A 22,595-nucleotide genomic window follows, 5' to 3' on the forward strand; every position below is an offset into this window, starting at 1 on the left:
GGCCGTGAGCCGTGCGGCCGGCCCCGCCGAGCGGGTGCCGCCGGGCCCTGGATCAGCCCAGACGGGCCAGCACCGGACGCAACGCCGCGGCCACGTCGGGCGCGGTCACCGGGCCGCCGCCCGCCGCCTCCCGGCCGGCCAGCCCGTGCAGGTACGCCGCGGCGGTGGCCGCCCGCTCGGGAGCCAGCCCGGCGGCGAGCAGCGAACCGAGCAGCCCGGCCAGCACGTCGCCGGTGCCGCCGGTGGCCAGCGCCGGGGTGCCGGTCGGATTGACGTACGCCCGGCCGTCGGGGGTGCCGACGATCGTCCGGTCGCCCTTCAACAGCACCACCGCGTTCATCCAGGCGGCCAGTCGCAGCGCCGCGGCGACCCGGTCCTCCCCCGGCATCTCGCCGCAGAGCCGGGCGAACTCCCGGTCGTGCGGAGTCACCACGATCGGGGCGTCCCGCCCGCGCAGCCGGTCGGCGAGCTTGCCGTCGACAAGCAGCGTCAGCGCGTCGGCGTCGAGCACCACCGGCACCGGCGCGGCCAGCACCGCGCGCAGCTCGGCGGCGGAGTCCTCGCCGGTGCCGAGCCCCGAGCCGCAGACCCAGGCCTGCACCCGGCCGGCGTCGGCGACCCGGCCGGTGGCGATCACCGACGGGTGCTGGTGCACCACCTCGGCCCGGGCGCCGCCGGCATAGCGGACCAGGCCGGTGGGACCGGCAAGCGCACCGCCGACCGAGAGCACGGCCGCACCCGGATAGGTGGCCGAGCCGGTCGCCACCCCGACCACGCCTCGGGTGTATTTCTCCGACGAGTCGCCGAGCGCCGGCCACCAGTCGGCCACGTCGGACCACTCCGTCACCCGCAGCGCCGGCGAACCGCGCAGCCACGGCGTGAGCCCGATGTCGACCAGGTCGACCTGACCGGCGAGCGGGGCGGCCGGGCCGACCACCAGGGCCGGCTTGAGCGCGCCGAACGCCACGGTCACGTCGGCGCGGACCGCGCCGGGCCGGCCGGCGTCGGTGAGCGGGACGTGGCCGGTGTCCACCGCGACGCCACTCGGAACGTCCACCGCGACCACCGTGGCCCGGGCGCCGTCCCGGCCGACACGCTCGGCCAGGCTCCCGGCGAGCTGGTCGGCCGTCTCCCGCAGGCCGCCGGTGCCGCCGATGCCCACGATGCCGTCGAGGACCAGATCGACCACGGCGGACGGCCGGTCGACCACCCGCCCGCCGGCGGCGCGCAGCGCGGCCAGCCCGCCAACGTGCGCCCGCTCGGGGCTGAGGAGCAGGGCGTCGACCGCGGCACCCCGACCGGCCAGGCGCGCGCCGGCGTAGAGCGCGTCGCCGCCGTTGTCGCCGGAGCCCACGAGCAGCAACACCCGGGCGCCGTAGACCCCGCCCCGGTCCGCCAGCAGCAGCGCGCACCGGCGGGCCAGCCCGGCCGCGGCCCGTTGCATCAGCGCCCCGGACGGGAGGGTCGCCATCAGCCCCGCCTCCGCCGCGCGGACATCCGCGACCCGCCACACCGGTCTCATGCCATCCCGTCCCGTTCGTCCCCGCCGGCCGGATCGGCCTCGATCACGAATTCACCCTACCGGCGGGCCGGGTCCCCGGCGGGCCGGCGAACGCCCGCTGTGGAAAACCGGCGACGTTGTCCACAGGGCCGGCGCGAACGGTGCCGTCCCGCCTAGCGTCGCCGCTGTCCGGGTCCGGCTGGTGGGGCCGGCGAGGTGGGGAGGTGGTCGTGGTCGAGGAGCTGTTCGCCGTCGATCCGGAGTTGCTGCGCGCGGTGGCCCGGGGGCTGACCGACGACGCCTACCGGCTGGCGCACGGGCCGGGCGGGATGCCGACGCCGGTGGCGCCCCCGGCGGACGGCTGGCGGACCGGGGTGGCGCTCGACGATCTGGAGACCGCGGCGCGGCGCTGGTCCGGCACGGTCGCGGCCGGGGTGGCCGCCAGCGCCGAGGCGCTACGCGGCGGCGCGGACGGCTACGAGGCGGTGGACGAGCGGGCCGCCCGGCGCATCGCTGGGGCGTCGCGATGAGCGGCGACGGCGTCCGCGCCCGCCCGCGTCCGGCGGTCGCCACCGGCCCGGAGCCGATCGGCCACCCACAGCCACGGCGAGCCGGCGCGGGTGCCGTCGGCCGCCCACAGCCACGGCAAGCCGGCGCCCGTGCCGTCGGCCACCCACCACCACGGCGAGCCGGCGCGGGCCCCGTCGGCTACGCGCAGTTGTGGCGGGCGGATCCGGGTGCCTGGCTCGCCGCCGGAGCGGCCTGGCGCGGGCTCGCCGACCCGGTGCGCCGCCGGGCCGACGGGCTGACCGCCCGGGCCGGCGACCTCCGGCCGGGCTGGTCCGGTACCGCCTCGACGGCCGCCCAGCGGCGTCTCGCCGAGTTGCGCACCGCGCTCACCGACGGGCTGCCCGCCCTGTTCGAGATCGACCAGGCGCTCGCCGAGTTCGCCGCCCGGGTGGGCGCGGCGAAGGCCCGGCTCGGCGCCGAGGTGGCCCGCGCCGAGACCGGTGGCCTGTCCGTCGACCGCACCGGCGCCGTCCGGCCCCCGCCGGCCCAGCCCGTCGACCGGGCCGGGCCCGCGGTGGTTCAGGCGCAGGCCGGGATCCGTGGCGCGCTGGCCCTGGCGGGCGCGGCGGATCGGGAGGCGGTCGACCGGCTGACGGAGATCGCCACGGCGGCGGTGACCGGGTGGGTGAGCGTCCCACCCGGCTGGCGACCGGGGCCCGGAGCCGGGCCGGTCGAGGTGAGTCGCTGGTGGGCCGGTCTGAGCCCGGCCGAGCGGCGGTGGCTGGTCGGGCACGAGCCGGATCGGGTGGGCCGATGGGACGGAGTGCCCGCCGCCGCCCGCGACCAGGCCAACCGGCTGTTGCTCGCCGACCGGCGCCAGGAGTTGCTCGCACGCCGCCTCGCCCTGCTACGCCCGCTGCCGGCCGGGCCGATCGAGGTGACCCGCCGGGCCCGGCTGGCCGGGGTGGAGGCGGCGCTGCGCGGCCTGGACGGGCTGGGTGAGCGGCTGGCGACGCCGTCCGCGCCGCGGGCGTACCTGCTGGGGCTCGACCTCGCCGGGGACGGGCGGGCGGTGGTGGCGCTCGGCAACCCGGACCGGGCCGGCGCGGTGCTGACCTACGTCCCCGGCATGACTGCCGACCTCGCCGACGCCCCGGCCGAACTGGGCCGGGCCGCCCGGGTGCTGGACCGGTGCGCGGCGATCGGGCCGGGCGAGGAGACGGCGGCGGTGCTCTGGCTGGACTACGACGCGCCGGACTTCCTCACCGAGGCGGCCGGTGCCCGGCAGGCCGAGGACGCCGGGCCGGCCCTGCACCGGTTCCAGGAGGGGCTGCGGGCCACGCACGAGGGGCCACCGGCCCGGCAGACCGTGCTCGGGCACAGCTACGGCTCGCTCGTGGTCGGCGCCGCCGCTCGCGACCACGGGCTGGGCGCGGACGCGCTTGTCTTCGTCGGGTCGCCCGGCGTCGGCGTCGACCACGCCACCGAGCTACGGATGCCGGCCGGGCAGGTCTGGGCGTCGACCGCGCCGGACGACGTGATCCGGCTCGCCCGCCAGCCGGACGAGCTGGCCCGCCGTGCCGTGCTGGCCGGTACGCCGCTCGGGCCGGCGCTGGCCGTGCTCGACCCGCGCTCCGACCGGCTCTGGTTCGGGGCCGACCCGAGCGCGCCGGGCTTCGGTGGCCGGCGCTTCCCGAGCGCACGACACGGCCATACCGGCTACTGGGACGCCGACAACCCGGCCCTGGACGCGATGGCGCGGATCGTGCTGGGCCGGTGAGACGCCTCGGCCCCCTCCGTCGTGGGGCGGAGAGGGCCGGGGCGTCGATCCGAGCTACTCGACCGTGACCGACTTGGCGAGGTTCCGCGGCTGGTCGACGTCGTGTCCGCGGGCCGCGGCGATCTCGGCGGCGAGCACCTGGAGCGGCACGGTGGTCACCAGCGGCGCGAGCAGCGTCGGCGTACGCGGCACGTAGATCAGATGATCGGCGTAACGGACCACCGCCTGGTCGCCCTCCTCCGCGATCACGATGGTGCGGGCGCCCCGGGCGCGCACCTCCTGGATGTTGGAGACGACCTTGTCGTGCAGCATGCCCCGGCCGACCGGGGACGGCACGATGCAGATCACCGGCGTGCCCTTGTCGATCAAGGCGATCGGGCCGTGCTTCAGCTCGCCGGCGGCGAAGCCCTCGGCGTGCATGTACGCCAACTCCTTGAGCTTCAGCGCGCCCTCCAGCGCCACCGGGTAGCCCACGTGCCGGCCGATGAACAGCACGGTCGGCTCGGCCTTCAGCTCACGGGCCAGCTCGCGGACCGGCTCGATCCGGTCCAGCAGCTCGCGCAGCTTGCCCGGCATCTCCTGGAGCTGGGACACCACCGCGCCCACCTCGTCGGCGAACTTGATGCCCCGCACCTGGGCCAGGTGCAGCCCGATCAGATAGCAGGCGACGACCTGGGTGAGGAACGCCTTGGTGGAGGCCACCGCGATCTCCGGGCCACCGTGGGTGTAGAGCACCGCGTCGGACTCGCGCGGGATGGTCGAGCCGTTGGTGTTGCAGACGGCCAGCACCCGGGCCTTCTGCTCCTTGGCGTGACGCAGCGCCATCAGCGTGTCCATGGTCTCGCCGGACTGCGAGATCACCACGATCAGGGTGGAGCGGTCGAGCACCGGGTCGCGGTAACGGAACTCGCTCGCCAGCTCCACCTCGCAGGGGATCCGGGTCCAGTGCTCGATGGCGTACTTGGCGACCAGACCGGCGTGGTAGGCGGTGCCGCAGGCGACGATGAAGATCTTGTCGACGTCGCGCAGGTCCTGCTCGCTCAGGCGAACCTCGTCGAGTGCGATCTCGCCGCTCTCGGTGAGCCGGCCGAGCAGCGTGTCGGCGATGGCCTGCGGCTGCTCCTCGATCTCCTTGAGCATGAACCAGTCGTAGCCGCCCTTCTCGGCAGCCGACGAGTCCCAGTCGATGTGGAAGTCCTTGCCGGCCGCGGGCTGGCCGGCGAAGTCGGTGATCTCGATGCTGTCACCGGTGATCAGGACGATCTGGTCCTGCCCCAGCTCGACCGCCTCCCGGGTGTGCTCGATGAACGCGGCCACGTCGCTGGCGAGGTAGTTCTCGCCGTCACCCCGGCCCACCACCAGCGGCGAGTTGCGCCGGGCGCCGACCACCGCGCCGGGGATGGCCGCGTCCACGGCGAGCAGGGTGAACGCCCCTTCGAGTCGCCCGCAGACCACCCGCATGGCCGAGGCGAGCAACTGCGGGCTGTCGGCCTCGCCGGCTGACCGCAGATCGGCGAGCGCACGGGCGATCAGGTGCGCGGCGCACTCGGTGTCGGTGTCGCTGGCGAACTCGACACCCTCGTCCTCAAGCTCGCCGCGGAGCTTCGCGAAGTTTTCGATGATGCCGTTGTGGATGACCGCGACCCGGCCGTCCGGCGAGAGGTGCGGGTGGGCGTTGCGGTCGGTCGGCCCGCCGTGCGTGGCCCACCGGGTGTGGCCGATGCCGGTGGTGCCGTCGCCGATGCCGATCGGGCTGGCGGCGCAGTCCTCGGGGTTGTCGGCGGCCCGCTCGGAGAGAACCTTCTCCAGGTTGGCCAGCTTGCCGGCCTTCTTCTCGGTCAGCAGCTCGTCGTCGCAGACCACGGCGACGCCGGCCGAGTCGTAGCCGCGGTATTCCAGCCGCCGCAGTCCGTCGAGCACGATGCCGAGCGCCGGGCGCGCACCGGCGTAACCCACGATTCCACACATGGTCCGCAGCCTAACCCAGTTTCGCTCACCGCGCGTGCGCGGAAGGCGGGTGATCGATCACCAAGCATGAGCGAACCGATCAACATTGCTCCCCCAGCAGACAAATCACCCCGGCGCGACCTCCTTCATCCCATCCCGTCCGTGTCGCCGAGCCGCCTCGACGGATCTTGGAAGATTTCGGCCCCCGGAAGGGCCGTCACCTTCCAAGATCTCCGACGGGGCGAGGTGAAGCGGGCGGGGGGCGGGCGGGGGCGCGGGGATGGCTGGCACGTCCTACATTGAGGGCCCGGGCGGCATCCCCGGGGTCCATCCCTCCGCGGTCGCCCGCCGCCGTACCCCTGTGAGCTGAGCCGATGTCCGAGACGGCCCCCACCCCCGAGCCGACCCCCAGGCCGAGCGACCCGACGGCGCCGCCGCCCTCCGGCGAGCCCGCCACCTGGACGCCGCCGGACCCGCTGGCTGCGCCGCAGCCCTGGGCGCCGCCCGCGCCATGGACACCGACGCCCTGGGAGCCGACCCCCTGGACACCCGGGGCCGGCACGAGCGGCCAGGCAGGCGGCACCACCGACCAAGCCGGCGTCGAAGGACAGCCCCGCACCACCGGGCAGCCGACTCCGGACACGCCGGGATGGCCACCGGCCGCGCATCAGCCCGGGCCCTACCAGCCCGGACCGTATCCGCCCGGGCCCTACCCATCTGGGCCGTATCCGCCGGGACCGTATCCGCCGCCGTTCGCGTACCCCGGGGGGACGCCGCGCCGGTCGGGCGCGGGCTGGGTGCTCGGGGTGGTCATCGCCGCGGTCGTCGCGCTTGTGCTTGCCGTCTGCGGGTGCGTCGGCCTGGGCGTGCTCGGCAGCGTCGTCGAAGGGTCGACCACGTCCGGGGAGCCGTACGAGCCGCCGTTCGTCGACGGGTCCGGGGCGCCGGGCTGGCCGGACGGACCCGGCGGCCTCACCGACGAGCCGACCACGGCGCCGGTGGTCCCGGCCACCACCCCGTCCGCCGGGCGCGGCCGGTTCGCGGTGGTGTACGAGATCACCGGCACGGGAGCCGCCGGCGTCGAGTTCTATGACGCCAACGGCGAATTCCTCACCGTGAACGGGATGCAGCCACCGTGGCGGCTGGCGTTCACCGCGAACGACCGGAAACGGGTGCAGATCGTCGCCATTCCCGAGGACCAGCAGCGCGACGGGGTGAGCTGCCGGATCACCGTGGACGGGAAGGTCGTCTCCCGGGATTCGAGCGCGACGGGCGGGATGGCGTCCTGCTTCGGATGGTGACACCGCAGGCGGGGTGGGCGGTGGTGGTCTTGCGACGCCGGCGGCGGGCCGTAGGCTGGCCGCCGTGACGACGACGGATCCGCTGGTGGCCCGCATGCGGCCGTTCGGCACCACCATCTTCGCCGAGATGTCGGCGCTGGCCGTACGCACCGGCGCGGTCAACCTGGGGCAGGGCTTCCCGGACACCGACGGGCCGCCGGAGATGCTCGCCGCCGCCGCCGAGGCGCTGCGTACCGGCCACAACCAGTACCCGCCGGGCCCGGGCATCCCCGCGTTGCGCGCGGCCGTCGCCGCCCACCAGCGGCGGTTCTGGGATCTGGAGTACGACCCGGACGGCGAGATCGTGGTGACCGCCGGCGCGACGGAGGCGATCGCGGCGAGCATCCTCGCGCTCTGCGAGCCGGGTGACGAGGTGGTCTGCTTCGAGCCGTACTACGACTCGTACGCCGCCTCGATCGCGCTGGCCGGCGCGGTGCGCCGCCCGGTGACGCTGCGCCCGGGGGCGGACGGCCGGTACGCCTTCGACCCGGCCGAGCTGCGCGCCGCGTTCGGGCCGCGGACCCGGCTGGTGCTGCTGAACTCGCCGCACAACCCGACCGGGAAGGTGTTCACCGCCGACGAGTTGGCCCTGGTCGCCGAGCTGTGCCGGGAGCACGGCACGTACGCGGTCACCGACGAGGTCTACGAGCATCTGGTGTTCACCGACGCCGCCGCGCCGCACGTGCCGCTGGCCACGCTGCCGGGCATGCGGGAGCGGACGCTGCGGGTGTCCTCGGCGGGCAAGACGTTCTCCTGCACCGGCTGGAAGGTCGGCTGGGTGAGCGGCCCGGCGTCGCTCGTCGCCGCCGTGCTGCGGGTGAAGCAGTTCCTCACGTTCGTCAACGCGGGTCCGCTGCAACCGGCCGTGGCGGTGGCACTCGGCCTGCCGGACGCGTACTTCACCGGTTTCCGGGACGACCTGCAACGCCGGCGGGACCAACTGGTCGCCGGCCTCGCCGACGCCGGGTTCGGCGTGCTCGCGCCGGAGGGGACCTACTTCGTCACCGCCGACGTGTCCCCGCTCGGTGGCCGGGACGGGGTGGAGTTCTGCCGGGCCCTGCCGGAGCGGTGCGGGGTGGTGGCGGTGCCCACGCAGGTCTTCTACGACGACGTGGCGGCGGGTCGCCGGCTGGTCCGGTTCGCGTTCTGCAAGCGGCCGGAGGTGCTCGCCGAGGCGGTGACCCGGCTGGGCCGGCTCGGGGCGGACGGATGAGCGACGGGTACGCCGAGCGGCTGCGCCGGCTGGCCGCCCAGCGCGGCTGCGACACGATGCTCTCCGGCGTACGTCCGGAATCGGTGCGGGAGCAGGTGGCCGCGCTCGGCGCGGTGGCCGGTGACGACCTGCCCGACGTCTACGGCGAGGGCGGCCCGGTCGCGGAGCTGGAGGCGCGGGTGGCCGGGCTGCTCGGCACGGAGGCGGCCGTCCTGTTCCCGTCCGGCACGATGGCCCAGCAGGTCGTGATGCGGTACGGCGCGGAGGCGACCGGCCGGGCGGGGGTCGGCCTGCACCCGCTGAGCCACCCGCTGCTGCACGAGCGGGACGCGTACGCGCTGCTCACCGGCGTTCGGGCGGTGCGCACGACGACCGCGCCGCGCAATCCGACGGCCGCCGAGGTGGCCGCGCTCGACGAGCCGATCGGCACGCTCTGCCTGGAGTTGCCGCTGCGCGACGCCGGGTTCGTGCTGCCGACCTGGGACGACCTGGTCGCCGTCGTCGCGGCGGCCCGGGCGCGGGGCGCGCGGGTGCACTTCGACGGCGCCCGGCTCTGGGAGTCGACCGTGCATCTGGGCTACTCGACGGCCGAGATCGCGGCGTTGGCCGACAGCACGTACGTCTCGCTCTACAAGTCGCTCGGCGGCCACTCGGGCGCGGCGCTTGCCGGCGACGCCGACCTGGTCCGGTATGCCCGCGCCTGGCGGCACCGGTACGGCGGCACGCTGTTCCAGCAGTGGCCGGCGGCGCTCGCCGGGCTCGCCGGGTTGGAGCGGGAGCTGCCCCGGCTCGGCGGCTACGTGGGGCACGCGAAGGTGGTGGCCGAGGCGTTGGCCGCCCTGCCCGGCGCCCGGGTGTATCCGGCGCCGCCGCACACCCACCAGTTCCGGTTCTGGTTGCCGTATCCGGCGGCGGTGCTCGACGCGGCGAACCTGGCGCTCGCCGAACAGGAGCGGGCGTGGTTCGTCGGCGGCTGGCGGGACAGCGAGGTGCCGGGGCTGGCGCTGGCCGAGGTGACGGTCGCCGGGCCGGCGCTGGAGCTGGACGCCGACGCGGTCACCGACCTGGCCGTCCGCTTCCTGCGCCGCCTCCCGGCGACCTGACCGCCAGGTCGCCGGACCGGGCGACCACCGGGCGGCCGGGCCGGGGCAGGCCGCCGGAGCGGTCAGGCGACCGGGCTGGCGGAGCGGACCTGCTCGGCGATGCGTTCGGCGACCTCGCGCGCGGTGGCCTCGGTGGCCGCCTCGACCATGACCCGCACCAGCGGCTCGGTGCCGGACGGGCGGAGCAGCACCCGGCCGGTCTCGCCCAGTTCGGCCTCGGCCCGCTCGACCTCGGCGCGGACGGCCGGCGCGGCGGCGCCGACGGTACGGTCGCCCACCGGCACGTTGATCAGCACCTGGGGCAGCTTGGTGACCACGGCGGCCAGCTCGGCCAGGGACGTGCCGGTGGCCGCCATCCGGGCCATCAGGTGCAGGCCGGTGAGCACACCGTCGCCGGTGGTGGCGAACGCGGGCAGCACGATGTGGCCGCTCTGCTCGCCGCCCAGGGCCAGGCCGGAGGCGCGCAGCTCCTCCAGCACGTACCGGTCGCCGACCTTCGTCTCGACCAGCCGGATGCCGTGCGCGGACATGGCCAGCCGCAGGCCGAGGTTGCTCATCACGGTGGCGACCAGGGTGTCCTGGGTCAGCTCGCCGGCGTCGCGCATGGCCAGGGCGAGGATGGCCATCACCTGGTCGCCGTCGACCTCCGTGCCGTCGGCGCTGACCGCGACGCAGCGGTCGGCGTCGCCGTCGTGGGCGAGGCCGAGGTGCGCGCCGTGCTCGACCACCGCGGCGCGCAGCGCCTCGATGTGGTTGGAGCCGCACCCGTCGTTGATGTTCAGCCCGTCCGGCTCGGCGTGGATGGCGATCACCTCGGCGCCGGCCTCCCGGTAGGCGACCGGGGCGACGTCGGCCGCCGCGCCGTTGGCGCAGTCGACCACGACCCTGATCCCGTCGAGGCGGTGCGGCACGGTGCCGACGAGGTGCTGGACGTAGTGGTCGGCGCCGTCGAGCAGGTCGTTGACCCGGCCGACACCGGCGCCGGTCGGGCGTTTCCAGGCGGTGGTGGCGTTCGCTTCGACGGCCGCCTCGATCCGCATCTCGATATCGTCGGGCAGTTTGTGCCCGCCGGCGGCGAAGAGCTTGATGCCGTTGTCCGGCATCGGGTTGTGCGAGGCGGAGAGCATGACGCCGAGGTCGGCCTTGATCTCGGCGGTGAGGAACGCCACCGCCGGGGTGGGCAGCACGCCGACCCGGACCACGTTGGCGCCCGCGCTGGTCAGGCCGGCGACCACCGCCGCCTCCAACATCTCGCCGCTGGCCCGGGTGTCCCGGCCCACCACCGCGAGCGGCGGATGGCTCCGGTCGGTCTCGGCCAGGGTGTGTGCCGCGGCCACCGCGACCGCGAGCGCCACCTCCGGGGTGAGATCCGCGTTCGCCCGCCCGCGTACGCCGTCCGTGCCGAACAACCGGCCCATACCCGCCAACCTCCGTGGAACTGCCGTTGTGGAGAGAAACACGGAACGGCCGGGCCGCCTCCGCAGAAGGGAGGCGGACCCGGCCGTCCGTCAGAAGTACAAGACGCCGCTGGAGATCAGCGCTTCGAGTACTGGGGAGCCTTACGGGCCTTCTTGAGGCCGTACTTCTTGCTCTCCTTGACCCGGGCGTCACGGGTCAGGAAGCCGGCCTTCTTCAGGGCCGGACGGTCGTCGGGCTCGTTGACGATCAGCGCCCGGGCGATGGCGAGCCGCAGCGCGCCGGCCTGGCCGGTGGTGCCGCCGCCCCGCAGGTTGGCGATCACGTCGAACGCCTCGGGCTTCTCGGCGGTGACCAGCGGGTCCTTGATGAGCTGCTGGTGCACCTTGCTCGGGAAGTAGGCCTCGAGGTCGCGGCCGTTGCAGGTGATCTTGCCGCTGCCGGGGACGATCCGGACCCGGACGATGGCTTCCTTGCGACGGCCCACGGTCTGGATCGGGCGGTCACCGCGGGGCGCGCGCGCGACGGGCGCCGGCGCCTCGGTGGCCTCGGGGGCGACCTCGGTCTCGGTGATGTCGGTCATGCTGCTTCCTTCGCCCGCGCTCACTGCGCGATCTGCTTGATCTCGAACGGCGCCGGCTGCTGCGCGCTGTGCGGGTGCTCGGCACCGGCGTAGACCTTCAGCTTCTTGAGAATCTGACGGCCCAGCTTGTTGTGCGGGAGCATGCCCTTCACGGCCAGCTCGACGGCCCGCTCGGGCCGCTTGCTGAGCAGCTCGTCGTAGCCGACCCGCTTCAGGCCACCCGGGTAGCCGGAGTGGCGGTAAGCAACCTTGGTCTGACGCTTGTTGCCGGTCAGCGCGACCTTGCCCGCGTTCACGATGACGACGAAGTCGCCCGTGTCGACGTGCGGCGCGAAAGTCGGCTTGTGCTTGCCACGCAGCAGCGTGGCGGCGTGGGTCGCGAGGCGGCCCAGCACGACGTCAGAGGCGTCGATGACGTGCCACTGACGCTCGATCTCACCCGGCTTCGGGCTGTACGTACGCACAGGTCTACCTTGTCTCGTCGTCGGTCTGGGGTCGCGCGCCGAGGTAACCGGGGCTTCCCAGTCGAACCAGCGCGCACGAACGACCAAGCGTACCTGATGCGGCACGCCTAAGAATGTCGTACAACAGCAGGCAACGATACCCGGCCGGCCGGCGGCTGGTCAAAACGGGGTGGCCCGGCGTGCGCCCATGGCGCGGGTCACACGCCGACCAGCGTACGCGGCCCCGGCCGCAGGTAGACCGCCCAGGTCACCAGGAAGCAGAGCGCATACCAGCCGATGAAGGCCAGATAGGCGGCGTCGGCGGTGCCGGAGGTCAGGAACGACTGCCGGAACGCCACGTTCACCAGCACCCCGCCGGACGCGCCGACCGCGCCGGCGATGCCGATCAACGCGCCGGCGAGCCGCCGGGCCCGCCGCTGCGCCGCCTCCCGGTCCCCGGTCAGCTCGGCCTCGGCGGTGGCCCGGGCCCGGAAGATCGCCGGGATCATCTTGTACGTCGAGCCGTTGCCGATCCCGGAGAACACGAACAGCGCCAGGAAGCCGACCAGATAGAGCGGGAAGGAGTGCTCACGGGCGGCGTAGAGCACCAGCCCGGCCCCGCCGGCCATCGCGACGAAGTTCCAGAACGTGACCCGGGCTCCGCCGAGCCGGTCGGCGAGCTGACCCCCGAACGGCCGGACCAGCGAGCCGACGAGCGGACCGAGGAAGGTCAGCCAGGCGGCGTCGACCGGGGTGGGGAACCGGTCGTGGAACTGGAGCTGGAGCACCTGGCCGAAGGCGAAGCCGAAGCCGATGAACGAGCCGAACGTGCCGACGTAGAGCAGCGACATCACCCAGGTGTGCGGGTCGCGGGCGGCCTCGCGCAGCGCCCCCGGCTCGTTGCGCGCCCCCGGCACGTTGTCCAGCCAGCGCGCCGCGGCCAGCGCGGCGAGCACGATCAGCGGCAGGTAGACGGCCGGCACGAGCCGGGGGTACGCGGCCCCCGCGGTGGCCAGCACCGCCAGCCCGACGAGCTGCACCGCCGGCACGCCGAGGTTGCCGCCGCCGGCGTTGAGCCCCAGCGCCCGCCCCTTGAGCCGCTCCGGGAAGAACAGGTTGATGTTCGCCATCGAGGAGGCGAAGTTGCCGCCGCCCACGCCGGACAGGCAGGCCAGCACCATGAGCGTGGTGTACGACACCCCGGGCTCGATCAGCACCGTCATCGGCACCGCCGGCACCAGCAGCAGCAACACGCTGACGATGGTCCAGTTCCGGCCCCCGAAGCGGGCCACCGCGAGCGTGTAGGGCAGTCGCAGCACCGCGCCCAGCGCGGCCGGCACGGCGGTGAGCAGGAATTTCCCGGCCGGGTCGATGCCGTACGCCGGGCCGAGGAAGAGCACCGTCACCGACCAGAGGCTCCACACGGAGAAGCCGACGTGCTCGGCGAAGATCGACACGTACAGGTTGCGGCGGGCGATCCGGGCGCCGCCGGCGGCCCAGAACGCCGGGTCCTCCGGACGCCATTCGGTGATCCGTCCCGACCGGTCGGTGGCGACCGGGGCCGGGGTGGTGGCTGTGGTGGCTGAAGCGAGCGTGCTCACGGCGACTCCTCCTCGTCGGTGACGAGGGGGACGCTAGGAACCGGCGGTTTCCGTCCGGTGCCCCGTGCGCGTCGGCACGGATACGGAGATCGCACGTCCGCCGGACGGCGGCGGTGAGGCGGTCACAGCTCCTGGAGGATCCGCAGCGCGCGCCCGACCCGCTGCATGGTCTCGGTGTCCGCCACGTCCACGCACTCGGTGAACCACTTCTTCATCGGCGAGGAGAGCCGGTCGGGCATCACCACGAAGCCACCCATGCGTACGGCCAGCGGCGAGTCGCGCAGCAACGACTCGTCGACCACCTCCGCCACCATCACGATCGGCACCGCGGTGGAGTTGTAGACGTCGGAGCTGATGATCAGGCCGAACCGGTCCCGGGCGCCGGAGATGCGCCAGATCTCTCCCCTACGCAGCACGCGGGCGACCGCCACGGAACAGGGCGTCGTCGACCATGGCGGCCTCCTGGTCGTCGGCCAGGGCGTCGGCCTCCAGGTCCAGGCCGGCGCGGCCGACCGCGGCGGCGTGCGCGGTGAACACCTCGCGCAGCGCCTTCTCCCGGGCGGCCTGGTCCATCCAGGCGGAGAGGGAGAGCCCTTCCCGCTTGGCGAACCGGCGCGCTTCCTCGATCGTCTCGTCGGAGAACGACAGTGTCACCTTGGCGGTCATGCCGAGCAGACTACCCAGCGGTATGACCAGTAGTCATCCCTCCGGCGACGCGGCGAGAAATCAGACATCCGGCGCACGGCCGCCGAAGACGGCGAAACGCCACTCCTTGAAGAAGCAGTCCACGTCGGTCAGCCCGGCCTCACCCAGCCAGCGGCACTGGTCGGCGACCGTGGCGGGCCGGTCGTGCCGCATCCGCTCCCGGGAGGCGGCGATCTCCTCGGCGTCGGAGCCCAGCTCGGTGATCCGCGCCGTCCACACCTCGTCGTAGCGCCGGTCGAGCGCCGGTGTCGGCCCGGCCACCTGCTCGGCGTTGACGAACACACCGCCGGGCGCCAGCGCCGCGGCCGAGCGCCGGTAGAGCGCCCGCTTGCCGTCGTCGTCGAGGTGGTGGATGGCGAGCGCGGAGACCACCGCGTCGTAGCGGCCGGCGGGCAGCGGGTCGGCCAGGTCGGCGTGGACCGTGCGGTGCGGCACGCCGCGCGCGGACAGGTGGCCGGTGGCCACGGCCAGCATGCCGGGCGCGCCGTCCACGAGCGTCAGCCGCACGCCGGGGATGGCGGCGGTCAGCAGCAGGGAGAGCAGGCCGGTGCCCGCGCCCAGGTCCAGCACCTCGGGGGTACGCCCGGCCGCGAGCGCCGCCCGCAGCGGCGGTGCGGCCACCTCGACCGCGGTGCCGTAGAAGGCGTCGAAGCAGGGCACCAGTCGACGTCGGGCCTGGTCGTAACTGCCGGCCACGGCGTCGAACGCATCCGTCACACTCATCCGGCCTCCCGCAGTATGAGACGACTTTCTCACATTCTAAACCTCGCCGTCCGTTCCGTCACGCACGTGCGGTGTGAGGCGCTCTTGACAGGACCGAAACAGAAGGGACCCGGGCCGGAAACCGCCCGGCGGCACGCTTTTCCGACATGACAGACGGTGCGCACGTGGCGACACAATCCGGGGTACGCCCCCGGGAGGCGGCCACGCACTGCCCGTACTGCGCGTTGCAGTGCGGCATGCTGCTGCGCGCGACCGGCGACGGCGTCGAGGTCGCTCCCCGGGACTTCCCCACCAACCGGGGCGGGCTGTGCCAGAAGGGCTGGACCGCCGCCGAGCTGCTCGACCACCCGGACCGGCTCACCACGCCGCTGCTGCGCGACCGGGCCGGCGGCGAGCTGCGCCCGGCGAGCTGGGACGAGGCGCTGGACCGGATCGCCACCGGGCTGCGGACGGTCACCGACCAACACGGACCGGACGCGGTCGCGGTCTTCGGCGGCGGCGGGCTGACGAACGAGAAGGCGTACGCGCTGGGCCGGTTCGCCCGCGTGTCGCTGCGCACCCGGCACATCGACTACAACGGACGCTGGTGCATGTCGTCGGCCGCCGCGGCCGGCAACCGGGCCTTCGGCGTCGACCGGGGGCTGCCGTTCCCGCTCGCCGACCTGGGCCGGGCGGACACGCTGATGCTCGTCGGCGCGAACCCGGCCGAAACCATGCCGCCGCTGATGCGCCACGTCACCGACCAGCGGGAACGCGGCGGCCGGCTGATCGTGGTCGACCCCCGGGCCACCGCCACCGCCCGCCAGGCCGACCTGCACCTGCAACCGCTGCCCGGCACCGACCTGGCGGTGGCCAACGCGCTGCTGCACATCGCGCTCACCGAGGGCTGGCTGGACCGCGCGTACGTGGCGGCGCGGACCACCGGGTTCGACGAGGTCCGGCGCACCGTGGCCGGCTACTGGCCGGCGGAGGTGGAACGCCTCTCCGGGGTGCCGGTGGCCGATCTGGAGGACGCCGCCCGCGCGCTCGCCGGCGCGGACCGGGCGATCATCCTCACCGCCCGGGGCGCCGAGCAGCACGCCAAGGGCGTGGACACCGTCACCGCCTTCGTCAACCTGGCGCTCGCCCTGGGCCTGCCCGGCCGCCCCGGCTCCGGCTACGGCTGCCTGACCGGGCAGGGCAACGGGCAGGGCGGACGGGAGCACGGGCAGAAGGCCGACCAGCTCCCCGGCTACCGGCGGATCGACGACCCGGCGGCCCGGGAGCACGTGGCCCGGGTGTGGGGGGTCGACCCGGCGACGCTGCCCGGGCCCGGGGTGCCGGCCTACCAGTTGCTCGACTCGCTCGGCACCCCGTCCGGGCCGAAGGCGCTGCTGGTCTTCGGCTCGAACCCGGTCGTCTCCGCGCCCCGGGCCGCCCGGATCGAGTCCCGGTTGCGCGACCTGGACCTGCTCGTGGTCGCCGACTTCCTCCGCTCGGAGACCGCCGAGCTGGCCGACGTGGTGCTGCCGGTCACCCAGTGGGCCGAGGAGGACGGCACGATGACCAACCTGGAGGGTCGGGTGCTGCGCCGGCGCGCGGTCCGCGTACCGCCCGGTGGGGTCCGGACCGACCTGGAGATCCTCGCCGGGCTCGCCGCCCGGCTGACCGACGACGCGCCGTTGCCGACCGACCCGCGGGAGGTGTTCGAGGAGCTGCGGCGGGCCTCGGCCGGTGGCCCGGCCGACTACGCCGGGATCACCTGGGACCGGATCGACGCCGACACCGGCGTGTTCTGGCCCTGCCCGGACCCGGACGGCCCGGACCGTCCCCGCCTCTTCGCCGACCGGTTCCCCACCCCGGACGGCCGGGCCCGGTTCCACCCGGTGACCCACCGCCCGGCCGCCGAGCCGGTCTGCGCCGACTACCCGCTGCACTTCACCACCGGCCGGGTGCTGGCGCACTACCAGTCCGGCGCGCAGACCCGACGGGTCGCCGCGCTGCGCCGGGCCGCGCCGGAGGGCTTCGTCGAGGTGCACCCCGACCTGGCCGCCCGGCTCGGCGTGACCGAGGGGACGCCGGTGCGGGTGGTCTCCCGCCGGGGCGAGCTGCGCGCGCCGGCCCGGCTCAGCCCGGCGATCCGGCCGGACACCGTCTTCGCGCCGTTCCACTGGCCCGGCGCGGCGCGGGCCAACTCGGTCACCAACGACGCCCTCGACCCGGTCTCCGGGATGCCCGAGTTCAAGATCTGCGCGGTCCGGGTGGAGCGGGCATGACCGGGCGGACCGTCGTCGTCGGATACGGCATGGCCGGCGCCCGGCTCGTCGCCGAGCTGCACGCGCGCGGCGGCGACCGGCGGATCACCGTGCTCGGGGCGGAGCCGCACCGCGCGTACAACCGGATCATGCTCTCCACGCTGCTGGCCGGGAAGATCGACGAACCGGACGTGGAGCTGGTCGAGGCCGTCGGCCCGGCCGTCGACGTGCGGACCGGCACGCCGGTCACCGCCATCGACCGGGACGCCCGGGAGGTACGCACCGCCGACGGCGGTCGGCACGGCTACGACCACCTGGTGCTCGCCACCGGCAGCCGGGCCGTGGTGCCGCCGCTGCCCGGGCTCGACCCGTTGCCCGCCCGGGTGATCCCGTTCCGCACCCTGGCCGACTGCCGGCGGATCCTCGCCGCCGCCCGGGACGCGGGCCGCGCCCTGGTGCTCGGCGGCGGGCTGCTCGGGCTGGAGGCGGCCCGTGGCCTCGCCGCCCGGGGCCTCGACGTGACCGTGGTCCACCCGGTCGGGCACCTGATGGACCGGCAGCTCGACCCGGCCGCCGGCACGGTTCTCGCCGGCACTCTCGCCGGGCTGGGCGTCCGGGTCCGGCTCGGCGTGACCGCGACCGGGGTGACCGCCGACGCCGACGGCGTCCGGCTGCACCTGGACGCCGGTGCGCCGCTCGCGGCCGACCTGCTGGTCCTCTGCTGCGGCGTACGCCCCGACACCGCGCTGGCCCGGGCGGCCGGGCTCGCCGTGGACCGGGGCGTGGTGGTGGACGACCGGATGCGCACCAGCGACCGGCGGATCTCGGCGATCGGCGACTGCGCCCAGCACGGCGGGACGCTGACCGGGCTGGTCGCGCCGGCCTGGGCCCAGGCACGGGTGGTGGCGGACGTGCTGACCGGGGCCGGACCGCTGGTCCGCTACCGACCCCGGCCGGTGGTGACCCGGCTCAAGGCGGCCGGCATCGACCTGGCCGCGATGGGCGACATGGCCGGGAGCGGCCGGGACGCCCCCGGCCCGCCGGCCGGGGGCGGTGCGGTGGAGGAGTTGACGTTCACCGACCCGGCCCGGGGCACCTACGCCCGGCTGCGGATCCGCGACGAGCGACTGACCGGCGCGATCCTGCTCGGCGACAACCCGGCCGTCGGCACCGTCGTGCAACTGTTCGACCGGGGCGCGCCGGTGCCGGCGGACCGGCGTTCGCTGCTGCTCGGCCGGGCGGTCGGCGCGGTGGCCGAGCCGACCGCCTCCCCGGCGCTGATGCCCGACGCGGCCACCGTGTGCCGGTGCAACGACGTGACCAAGGGTGCGCTCGTGGCGTGCTGGCGGGCCGGCGCCCGGTCCGCGGCGGCGCTGTCCGCGGCGACCCGGGCCGCCACCGGCTGCGGCAGTTGCCGGGACGCGGTCGCCGGCATCGCCGGCTGGCTGGCCGAGGCGGACCCGCCCGCGGGCGCGGGCGAACGAGGCGCGAGGACGGAGCGCGAAGCGGTGGAGGTGGCGTCATGACCGAACCGGTCAGCAGGGTGGTCGTCGTCGGCAACGGCATGGTCGGGCAACGGTTCGTCGAGGCGCTGCGCGCCCGCGACCGGGACGGGCGATGGCGGGTCACGGTGCTCGCCGAGGAGCGACGCCCGGCGTACGACCGGGTGCGGCTCTCGGCCGTCTTCGACGGGGTGAGCGCCGAGGAGCTGAGCCTGCACACCCCCGACGACGGGGTGGAGCTGCGGCTGGGCGAGCCGGCCACCGGCATCGACCGGGTGCGGCGGGTGGTGACCACGGCGGCCGGGGAGCACCCGTACGACGCGCTGGTGCTGGCCACCGGGTCGTACCCGTTCGTCCCGCCGGTCGACGGCGCCGACCTGCCGGGCGTCTTCGTCTACCGGACCCTGGACGACCTGGCCGCGATCCGGGCGCACGCCCGGGACCGGCGGACCGGCGCGGTGATCGGCGGCGGGCTGCTCGGCCTGGAGGCGGCCAACGCGCTGCGCCTGCTCGGGCTCGCGACGAGTGTGGTGGAGTTCGCGCCCCGGCTGATGCCGGTGCAGGTGGACGACGCGGGCGGGGCGATGCTCCGCCGGTACGTGGAGGAGTTGGGCGTCACGCCGTACCTCGGGGTGGCCACCACGGCGTTGCGGCCCGGCCCGGACGGCACGGTGGCGGCGCTCGACCTCGCCGACGGTCGCACGGTCGACGCGGAGCTGGTCGTGGTGGCGGCCGGGATCCGGCCCCGGGACGAGTTGGCGCGGGCGGCCGGGTTGCCGCTGGGCCCGCGCGGCGGGGTGCTCGTGGACGCGGCCTGCCGCAGCGCCGACGAACGCATCTGGGCGGTCGGCGAGTGCGCGGCGGTGGACGGCACGTGTCACGGCCTGGTCGCGCCCGGGTACGCGACCGCCGAGGTGGTCGCCGACCGGCTGCTCGGTGGGACGGCCACCTTCCCGGGCGCGGACACCGCGACCAAGCTCAAGCTGCTCGGCGTGGACGTGGCCTCGTTCGGCGACGCCCACGGCGTCACCGCCGGCTGCCTCGACGTGACGTACACCGATCCGGCCACCCGCTCGTACGCGAAGCTGGTCCTCTCCGACGACGCGCGGACGCTGCTCGGTGGCGTGCTGGTCGGGGACGCGAGCGCGTACCCGACGTTGCGGGCGAGCGTCGGCGGGCCGTTGCCCGCTCCCCCGCTGGCGCTGCTCGCCCCGGCCGCCGGTCCGGGCGCCGGAGCGGGCGCGTTGCCGGCCGCCGCCCAGGTCTGCTCCTGCAACGCGGTGACCCGGGCGGACCTGGACGCGGCGATCGCCGGCGGGGCGACCGACGTGCCGGCGTTGAAGGCGTGCACCCGGGCCGGCACGAGTTGCGGCTCCTGCGTGCCGATGCTGAAGCAGTTGCTGGACGCCGCCGGGGTGCGGCAGTCCACCGCGCTGTGCGAGCATTTCGACCTCAGCCGGCAGGAGCTGTTCGACCTGATCCGGGTCCGGGGCATCCGCACCTTCTCCCGCCTGGTCGCCGAGCACGGGCGCGGGCGGGGTTGCGACATCTGCAAGCCGGTGGTGGCGTCGATCCTCGCCTCCCTCGGCAGCGGCCACGTGCTCGACGGCGAGCAGGCGTCGCTCCAGGACACCAACGACCACTTCCTGGCGAACCTGCAACGCGACGGCAGCTACTCGGTGGTGCCCCGGATACCCGGCGGGGAGATCACCCCGGAGAAGCTGATCGTGATCGGCGAGGTGGCCCGGGACTTCCGGCTCTACACCAAGATCACCGGCGGGCAGCGGATCGACCTGTTCGGCGCGCGGGTGGACCAGTTGCCGCAGATCTGGCGCCGGCTCGTCGACGCCGGCTTCGAGTCGGGTCACGCGTACGGCAAGGCGCTGCGCACGGTGAAGTCCTGCGTCGGCGACACCTGGTGCCGGTACGGGGTGCAGGACGCGGTCGGGCTGGCGGTCGCGCTGGAGCTGCGCTATCGCGGCCTGCGCGCGCCGCACAAGCTGAAGTCCGCGGTCTCCGGCTGCGCCCGGGAGTGCGCCGAGGCCCGCGGCAAGGACTTCGGCGTCATCGCCACCGAGACCGGATGGAACCTGTACGTCGGCGGCAACGGCGGTTTCCGGCCCCGGCACGCCGACCTGTTCGCCACGGACCTGTCGACCGAGGCGCTGATCACGGTGATCGACAGGTTCCTGATGTACTACGTCCGCACCGCCGACCGGTTGCAGCGCACGGCCGCCTGGATCGAGGCCATGGACGGCGGCCTCGACCACCTCCGGTCGGTGATCGTGGAGGACTCGCTCGGGCTCTGCGCCGACCTCGACGCGGCCATGGCCCGGCACGTCGCCGCCTACTCCGACGAGTGGCGGGACGTGCTTGAGGACCCGGAGCGGCTGCGCCGCTTCACCTCCTTCGTCAACGCCCCGGACGTGCCGGACCCGTCCATCACCTTCGCCGTGGAACGGGGCCAGCCGGTGCCGGCCCGCGGGGCGCCACCTGGCTCCGGGCACCGCCGGCAGCCGGTCGCGCTGGGCCTGCCGGAGGTACGGCGATGAGCCCGGCCGCGACGCTGCGCTGGACCCCGGTCTGCCCGCTGGACCGGCTCGACCTCGACCGGGGCGCCGCCGCCCTTGTGGACGGGGTGCAGGTCGCGCTCTTCCGGACGGCCGCCGGGCTGTTCGCGGTGGACAACCTCGACCCGGTCGGCGGCGCGTACGTGATGTCGCGGGGACTGGTGGGCAGCCGGGGCGGCGTGCCGACGCTCGCCTCCCCTCTGCACAAACAGGTCTACGACCTCACCACCGGCCGCTGCCTGGACCTTCCCGGGGTGACGCTGCGGCGGCACCGGGTGCGCTGCCGGGACGGCCTGGTCGAGGTGCGGCTGCGGCAGGAGGAGTGAATGCGGGACGAACTGGCGGGCTTCACCATCGGGGTCACCGCGGACCGGCGGCGCGACGAACTGGCCGCCCTGTTCCAGCGACGTGGCGCCCGGGTGGTGCTCGCCCCGGCGCTGCGGATCGTGCCGCTGGCCGACGACAGCGACCTGCGTGAGGCGACCCGGGCCTGCCTGGAGCACCCGCCGGACGTGCTGATGGCCAACACCGGCATCGGGATGCGGGGCTGGCTGGAGGCGGCGGAGGGCTGGGGGCTGGCCGAGCCGCTGCGCGCCACGATCGCCCGCGCGTACGTGGTGTCGCGGGGGCCGAAGGCGACCGGGGCGATCCGCGCCGCCGGCCTGCGTGAGCACTGGTCCCCCAGCTCGGAGAGCTGTGAGGAGGTGGTCGAGCACCTGGTCCGGCGTGGCATCGCCGGTCAGGTGGTGGCGCTCCAACTGCACGGCGACCGGCAGCCGGAGTGCACCGAGGCGCTTGTCGCGGCCGGGGCCACGGTGATCGAGGTGCCGGTCTACCGGTGGGCGCCGCCGGCCGACCCGGCGCCGCTGCACCGGCTCATCGACCTGGTCGCCGGGCGGCTCGTCGACGCGGTCACGTTCACCTCCGCCCCGGCGGCCGAGGCGCTGCTGCGGGCGGCCGGGGACCGCACCGAGACGGTGCTGGAGGCGCTGCGCGGCGACGTGCTGGCCGGGTGCGTCGGCACGGTCACCGCCGAGCCGCTGGTGCGGCGGGGGGTGCCGGTGAGCGCGCCGAGCCGGGCCCGGCTCGGCGCGTTGGTCCGGACGATCGTCGAGGAGCTGCCCCGCCGGACGATCTCGGTGAAGGCCGCCGGGCACGTGCTCACGCTGCGCGGTCACGCCGCGGTGGTGGACGGGGAGCTACGCCAGTTGGCGCCGGCGCCGATGGCCGTGCTGCGGGCCCTGGCGGCGTCTCCGGGGAAGGTGCTCTCCCGCACCGCGCTGCTGCGGACGCTGCCGCGCGGTGCGGACGAGCACGCGGTCGAGATGGCGGTCGCCCGGCTGCGGGTGGGGCTGAAGGCCCCCCGGGTGGTGCAGACCGTGGTGAAGCGCGGCTACCGCCTGCGGGTGGACTGAACGCCCGGC

At 75.1% G+C, this 22,595-nt stretch carries 19 protein-coding genes; 10 read left to right on the top strand and 9 right to left on the bottom strand.

Features of this window, described 5'->3' with window-relative positions:
* Positions 1 to 52: 52 nt before the first annotated feature.
* Entirely contained in the window at positions 53 to 1,522 is a 1,470-nt protein-coding gene (locus tag O7619_RS29505; RefSeq protein ID WP_282284770.1) for an NAD(P)H-hydrate dehydratase, read from the bottom strand.
* A gap of 203 nt (positions 1,523 to 1,725) precedes the next feature.
* Here O7619_RS29505 and O7619_RS29510 point away from each other — a divergent pair, with 203 nt between their 5' ends.
* Both O7619_RS29510 and O7619_RS29515 read left to right on the top strand, forming a co-directional pair.
* Positions 1,726 to 2,031: a hypothetical protein gene (locus O7619_RS29510; RefSeq protein WP_282284771.1), complete on the top strand. Its 306-nt coding sequence runs from the start codon at positions 1,726 to 1,728 to the stop codon at positions 2,029 to 2,031.
* Positions 2,028 to 3,791, top strand: coding sequence for an alpha/beta hydrolase (locus tag O7619_RS29515; RefSeq protein ID WP_282284772.1), 1,764 nt, complete (start codon positions 2,028 to 2,030; stop codon positions 3,789 to 3,791). The genes O7619_RS29510 and O7619_RS29515 overlap by 4 nt, the downstream gene beginning before the upstream one ends.
* Positions 3,792 to 3,845: 54 nt before the next feature.
* On the opposite strand, the gene glmS is transcribed toward O7619_RS29515, so the two are convergent.
* A complete protein-coding gene (gene glmS, locus O7619_RS29520; protein ID WP_282284773.1) occupies positions 3,846 to 5,759 on the bottom strand; it encodes a glutamine--fructose-6-phosphate transaminase (isomerizing) in 1,914 nt (637 codons plus the stop codon).
* Between the two features lie 785 nt (positions 5,760 to 6,544).
* On the opposite strand from glmS, the gene O7619_RS29525 reads away from it, so the two are divergent.
* The 3 genes from O7619_RS29525 to O7619_RS29535 all read left to right on the top strand — a co-directional run bounded on the left by O7619_RS29525 (position 6,545) and on the right by O7619_RS29535 (position 9,394).
* Positions 6,545 to 7,039 (top strand): MmpS family transport accessory protein, encoded by a 495-nt coding sequence (locus tag O7619_RS29525; RefSeq protein WP_282284774.1) that lies wholly within the window; start codon positions 6,545 to 6,547, stop codon positions 7,037 to 7,039.
* Between the two features lie 64 nt (positions 7,040 to 7,103).
* Entirely contained in the window at positions 7,104 to 8,291 is a 1,188-nt protein-coding gene (locus O7619_RS29530) for a pyridoxal phosphate-dependent aminotransferase (protein ID WP_282284775.1), read from the top strand.
* Positions 8,288 to 9,394: a beta-eliminating lyase-related protein gene (locus tag O7619_RS29535; protein WP_282284776.1), complete on the top strand. Its 1,107-nt coding sequence runs from the start codon at positions 8,288 to 8,290 to the stop codon at positions 9,392 to 9,394. Before O7619_RS29530 ends, O7619_RS29535 begins: the two co-directional genes overlap by 4 nt.
* A 62-nt stretch (positions 9,395 to 9,456) precedes the next feature.
* Here the strand turns inward: O7619_RS29535 and glmM are convergent, their stop codons facing one another.
* The 7 genes from glmM to O7619_RS29570 all read right to left on the bottom strand — a co-directional run bounded on the left by glmM (position 9,457) and on the right by O7619_RS29570 (position 14,865).
* Positions 9,457 to 10,812, bottom strand: a complete 1,356-nt coding sequence (gene glmM / locus O7619_RS29540) for a phosphoglucosamine mutase (RefSeq protein ID WP_282284777.1) — start codon at positions 10,810 to 10,812, stop codon at positions 9,457 to 9,459.
* Between the two features lie 116 nt (positions 10,813 to 10,928).
* Positions 10,929 to 11,393 carry a 30S ribosomal protein S9 gene (gene rpsI / locus O7619_RS29545; RefSeq protein WP_088998399.1) on the bottom strand — a complete coding sequence of 155 codons (465 nt, stop codon included), beginning with the start codon at positions 11,391 to 11,393 and terminating at the stop codon, positions 10,929 to 10,931.
* Positions 11,394 to 11,413: 20 nt separating this feature from the next.
* Positions 11,414 to 11,857 carry a 50S ribosomal protein L13 gene (gene rplM / locus O7619_RS29550; protein WP_282284778.1) on the bottom strand — a complete coding sequence of 148 codons (444 nt, stop codon included), beginning with the start codon at positions 11,855 to 11,857 and terminating at the stop codon, positions 11,414 to 11,416.
* A 197-nt stretch (positions 11,858 to 12,054) separates the two neighbouring features.
* Positions 12,055 to 13,437, bottom strand: a complete 1,383-nt coding sequence (locus O7619_RS29555) for a nitrate/nitrite transporter (protein ID WP_282284779.1) — start codon at positions 13,435 to 13,437, stop codon at positions 12,055 to 12,057.
* A 122-nt stretch (positions 13,438 to 13,559) separates the two neighbouring features.
* Positions 13,560 to 13,853 (bottom strand): hypothetical protein, encoded by a 294-nt coding sequence (locus O7619_RS29560; protein ID WP_282284780.1) that lies wholly within the window; start codon positions 13,851 to 13,853, stop codon positions 13,560 to 13,562.
* Complete coding sequence (locus O7619_RS29565) at positions 13,843 to 14,103, bottom strand: DUF6364 family protein (RefSeq protein ID WP_281590081.1); 261 nt, start codon at positions 14,101 to 14,103, stop codon at positions 13,843 to 13,845. Before O7619_RS29565 ends, O7619_RS29560 begins: the two co-directional genes overlap by 11 nt.
* A gap of 60 nt (positions 14,104 to 14,163) precedes the next feature.
* Entirely contained in the window at positions 14,164 to 14,865 is a 702-nt protein-coding gene (locus O7619_RS29570) for a class I SAM-dependent methyltransferase (protein WP_282284783.1), read from the bottom strand.
* A 146-nt stretch (positions 14,866 to 15,011) separates the two neighbouring features.
* Here O7619_RS29570 and O7619_RS29575 point away from each other — a divergent pair, with 146 nt between their 5' ends.
* Genes O7619_RS29575 through O7619_RS29595 form a run of 5 tightly spaced genes read left to right on the top strand, consistent with a single transcriptional unit; the run spans position 15,012 to position 22,586 of the window.
* Positions 15,012 to 17,120 (top strand): molybdopterin oxidoreductase family protein, encoded by a 2,109-nt coding sequence (locus O7619_RS29575; RefSeq protein WP_282284784.1) that lies wholly within the window; start codon positions 15,012 to 15,014, stop codon positions 17,118 to 17,120.
* Positions 17,117 to 18,625, top strand: a complete 1,509-nt coding sequence (locus O7619_RS29580) for an FAD-dependent oxidoreductase (RefSeq protein ID WP_282284785.1) — start codon at positions 17,117 to 17,119, stop codon at positions 18,623 to 18,625. The genes O7619_RS29575 and O7619_RS29580 overlap by 4 nt, the downstream gene beginning before the upstream one ends.
* The gene (gene nirB / locus O7619_RS29585; RefSeq protein ID WP_282284786.1) at positions 18,622 to 21,153 is read left to right on the top strand and encodes a nitrite reductase large subunit NirB; all 2,532 of its coding nucleotides are present in this window, start codon (positions 18,622 to 18,624) and stop codon (positions 21,151 to 21,153) included. Before O7619_RS29580 ends, nirB begins: the two co-directional genes overlap by 4 nt.
* Positions 21,150 to 21,497, top strand: coding sequence for a nitrite reductase small subunit NirD (gene nirD, locus O7619_RS29590; RefSeq protein ID WP_282284787.1), 348 nt, complete (start codon positions 21,150 to 21,152; stop codon positions 21,495 to 21,497). The genes nirB and nirD overlap by 4 nt, the downstream gene beginning before the upstream one ends.
* Positions 21,498 to 22,586, top strand: a complete 1,089-nt coding sequence (locus O7619_RS29595; protein WP_282284789.1) for a uroporphyrinogen-III synthase — start codon at positions 21,498 to 21,500, stop codon at positions 22,584 to 22,586.
* Positions 22,587 to 22,595 lie beyond the last annotated feature (9 nt).

Source organism: Micromonospora sp. WMMD998, assembly GCF_029581235.1.
In the GTDB taxonomy this organism is placed as follows: Bacteria; Actinomycetota; Actinomycetes; order Mycobacteriales; family Micromonosporaceae; genus Micromonospora.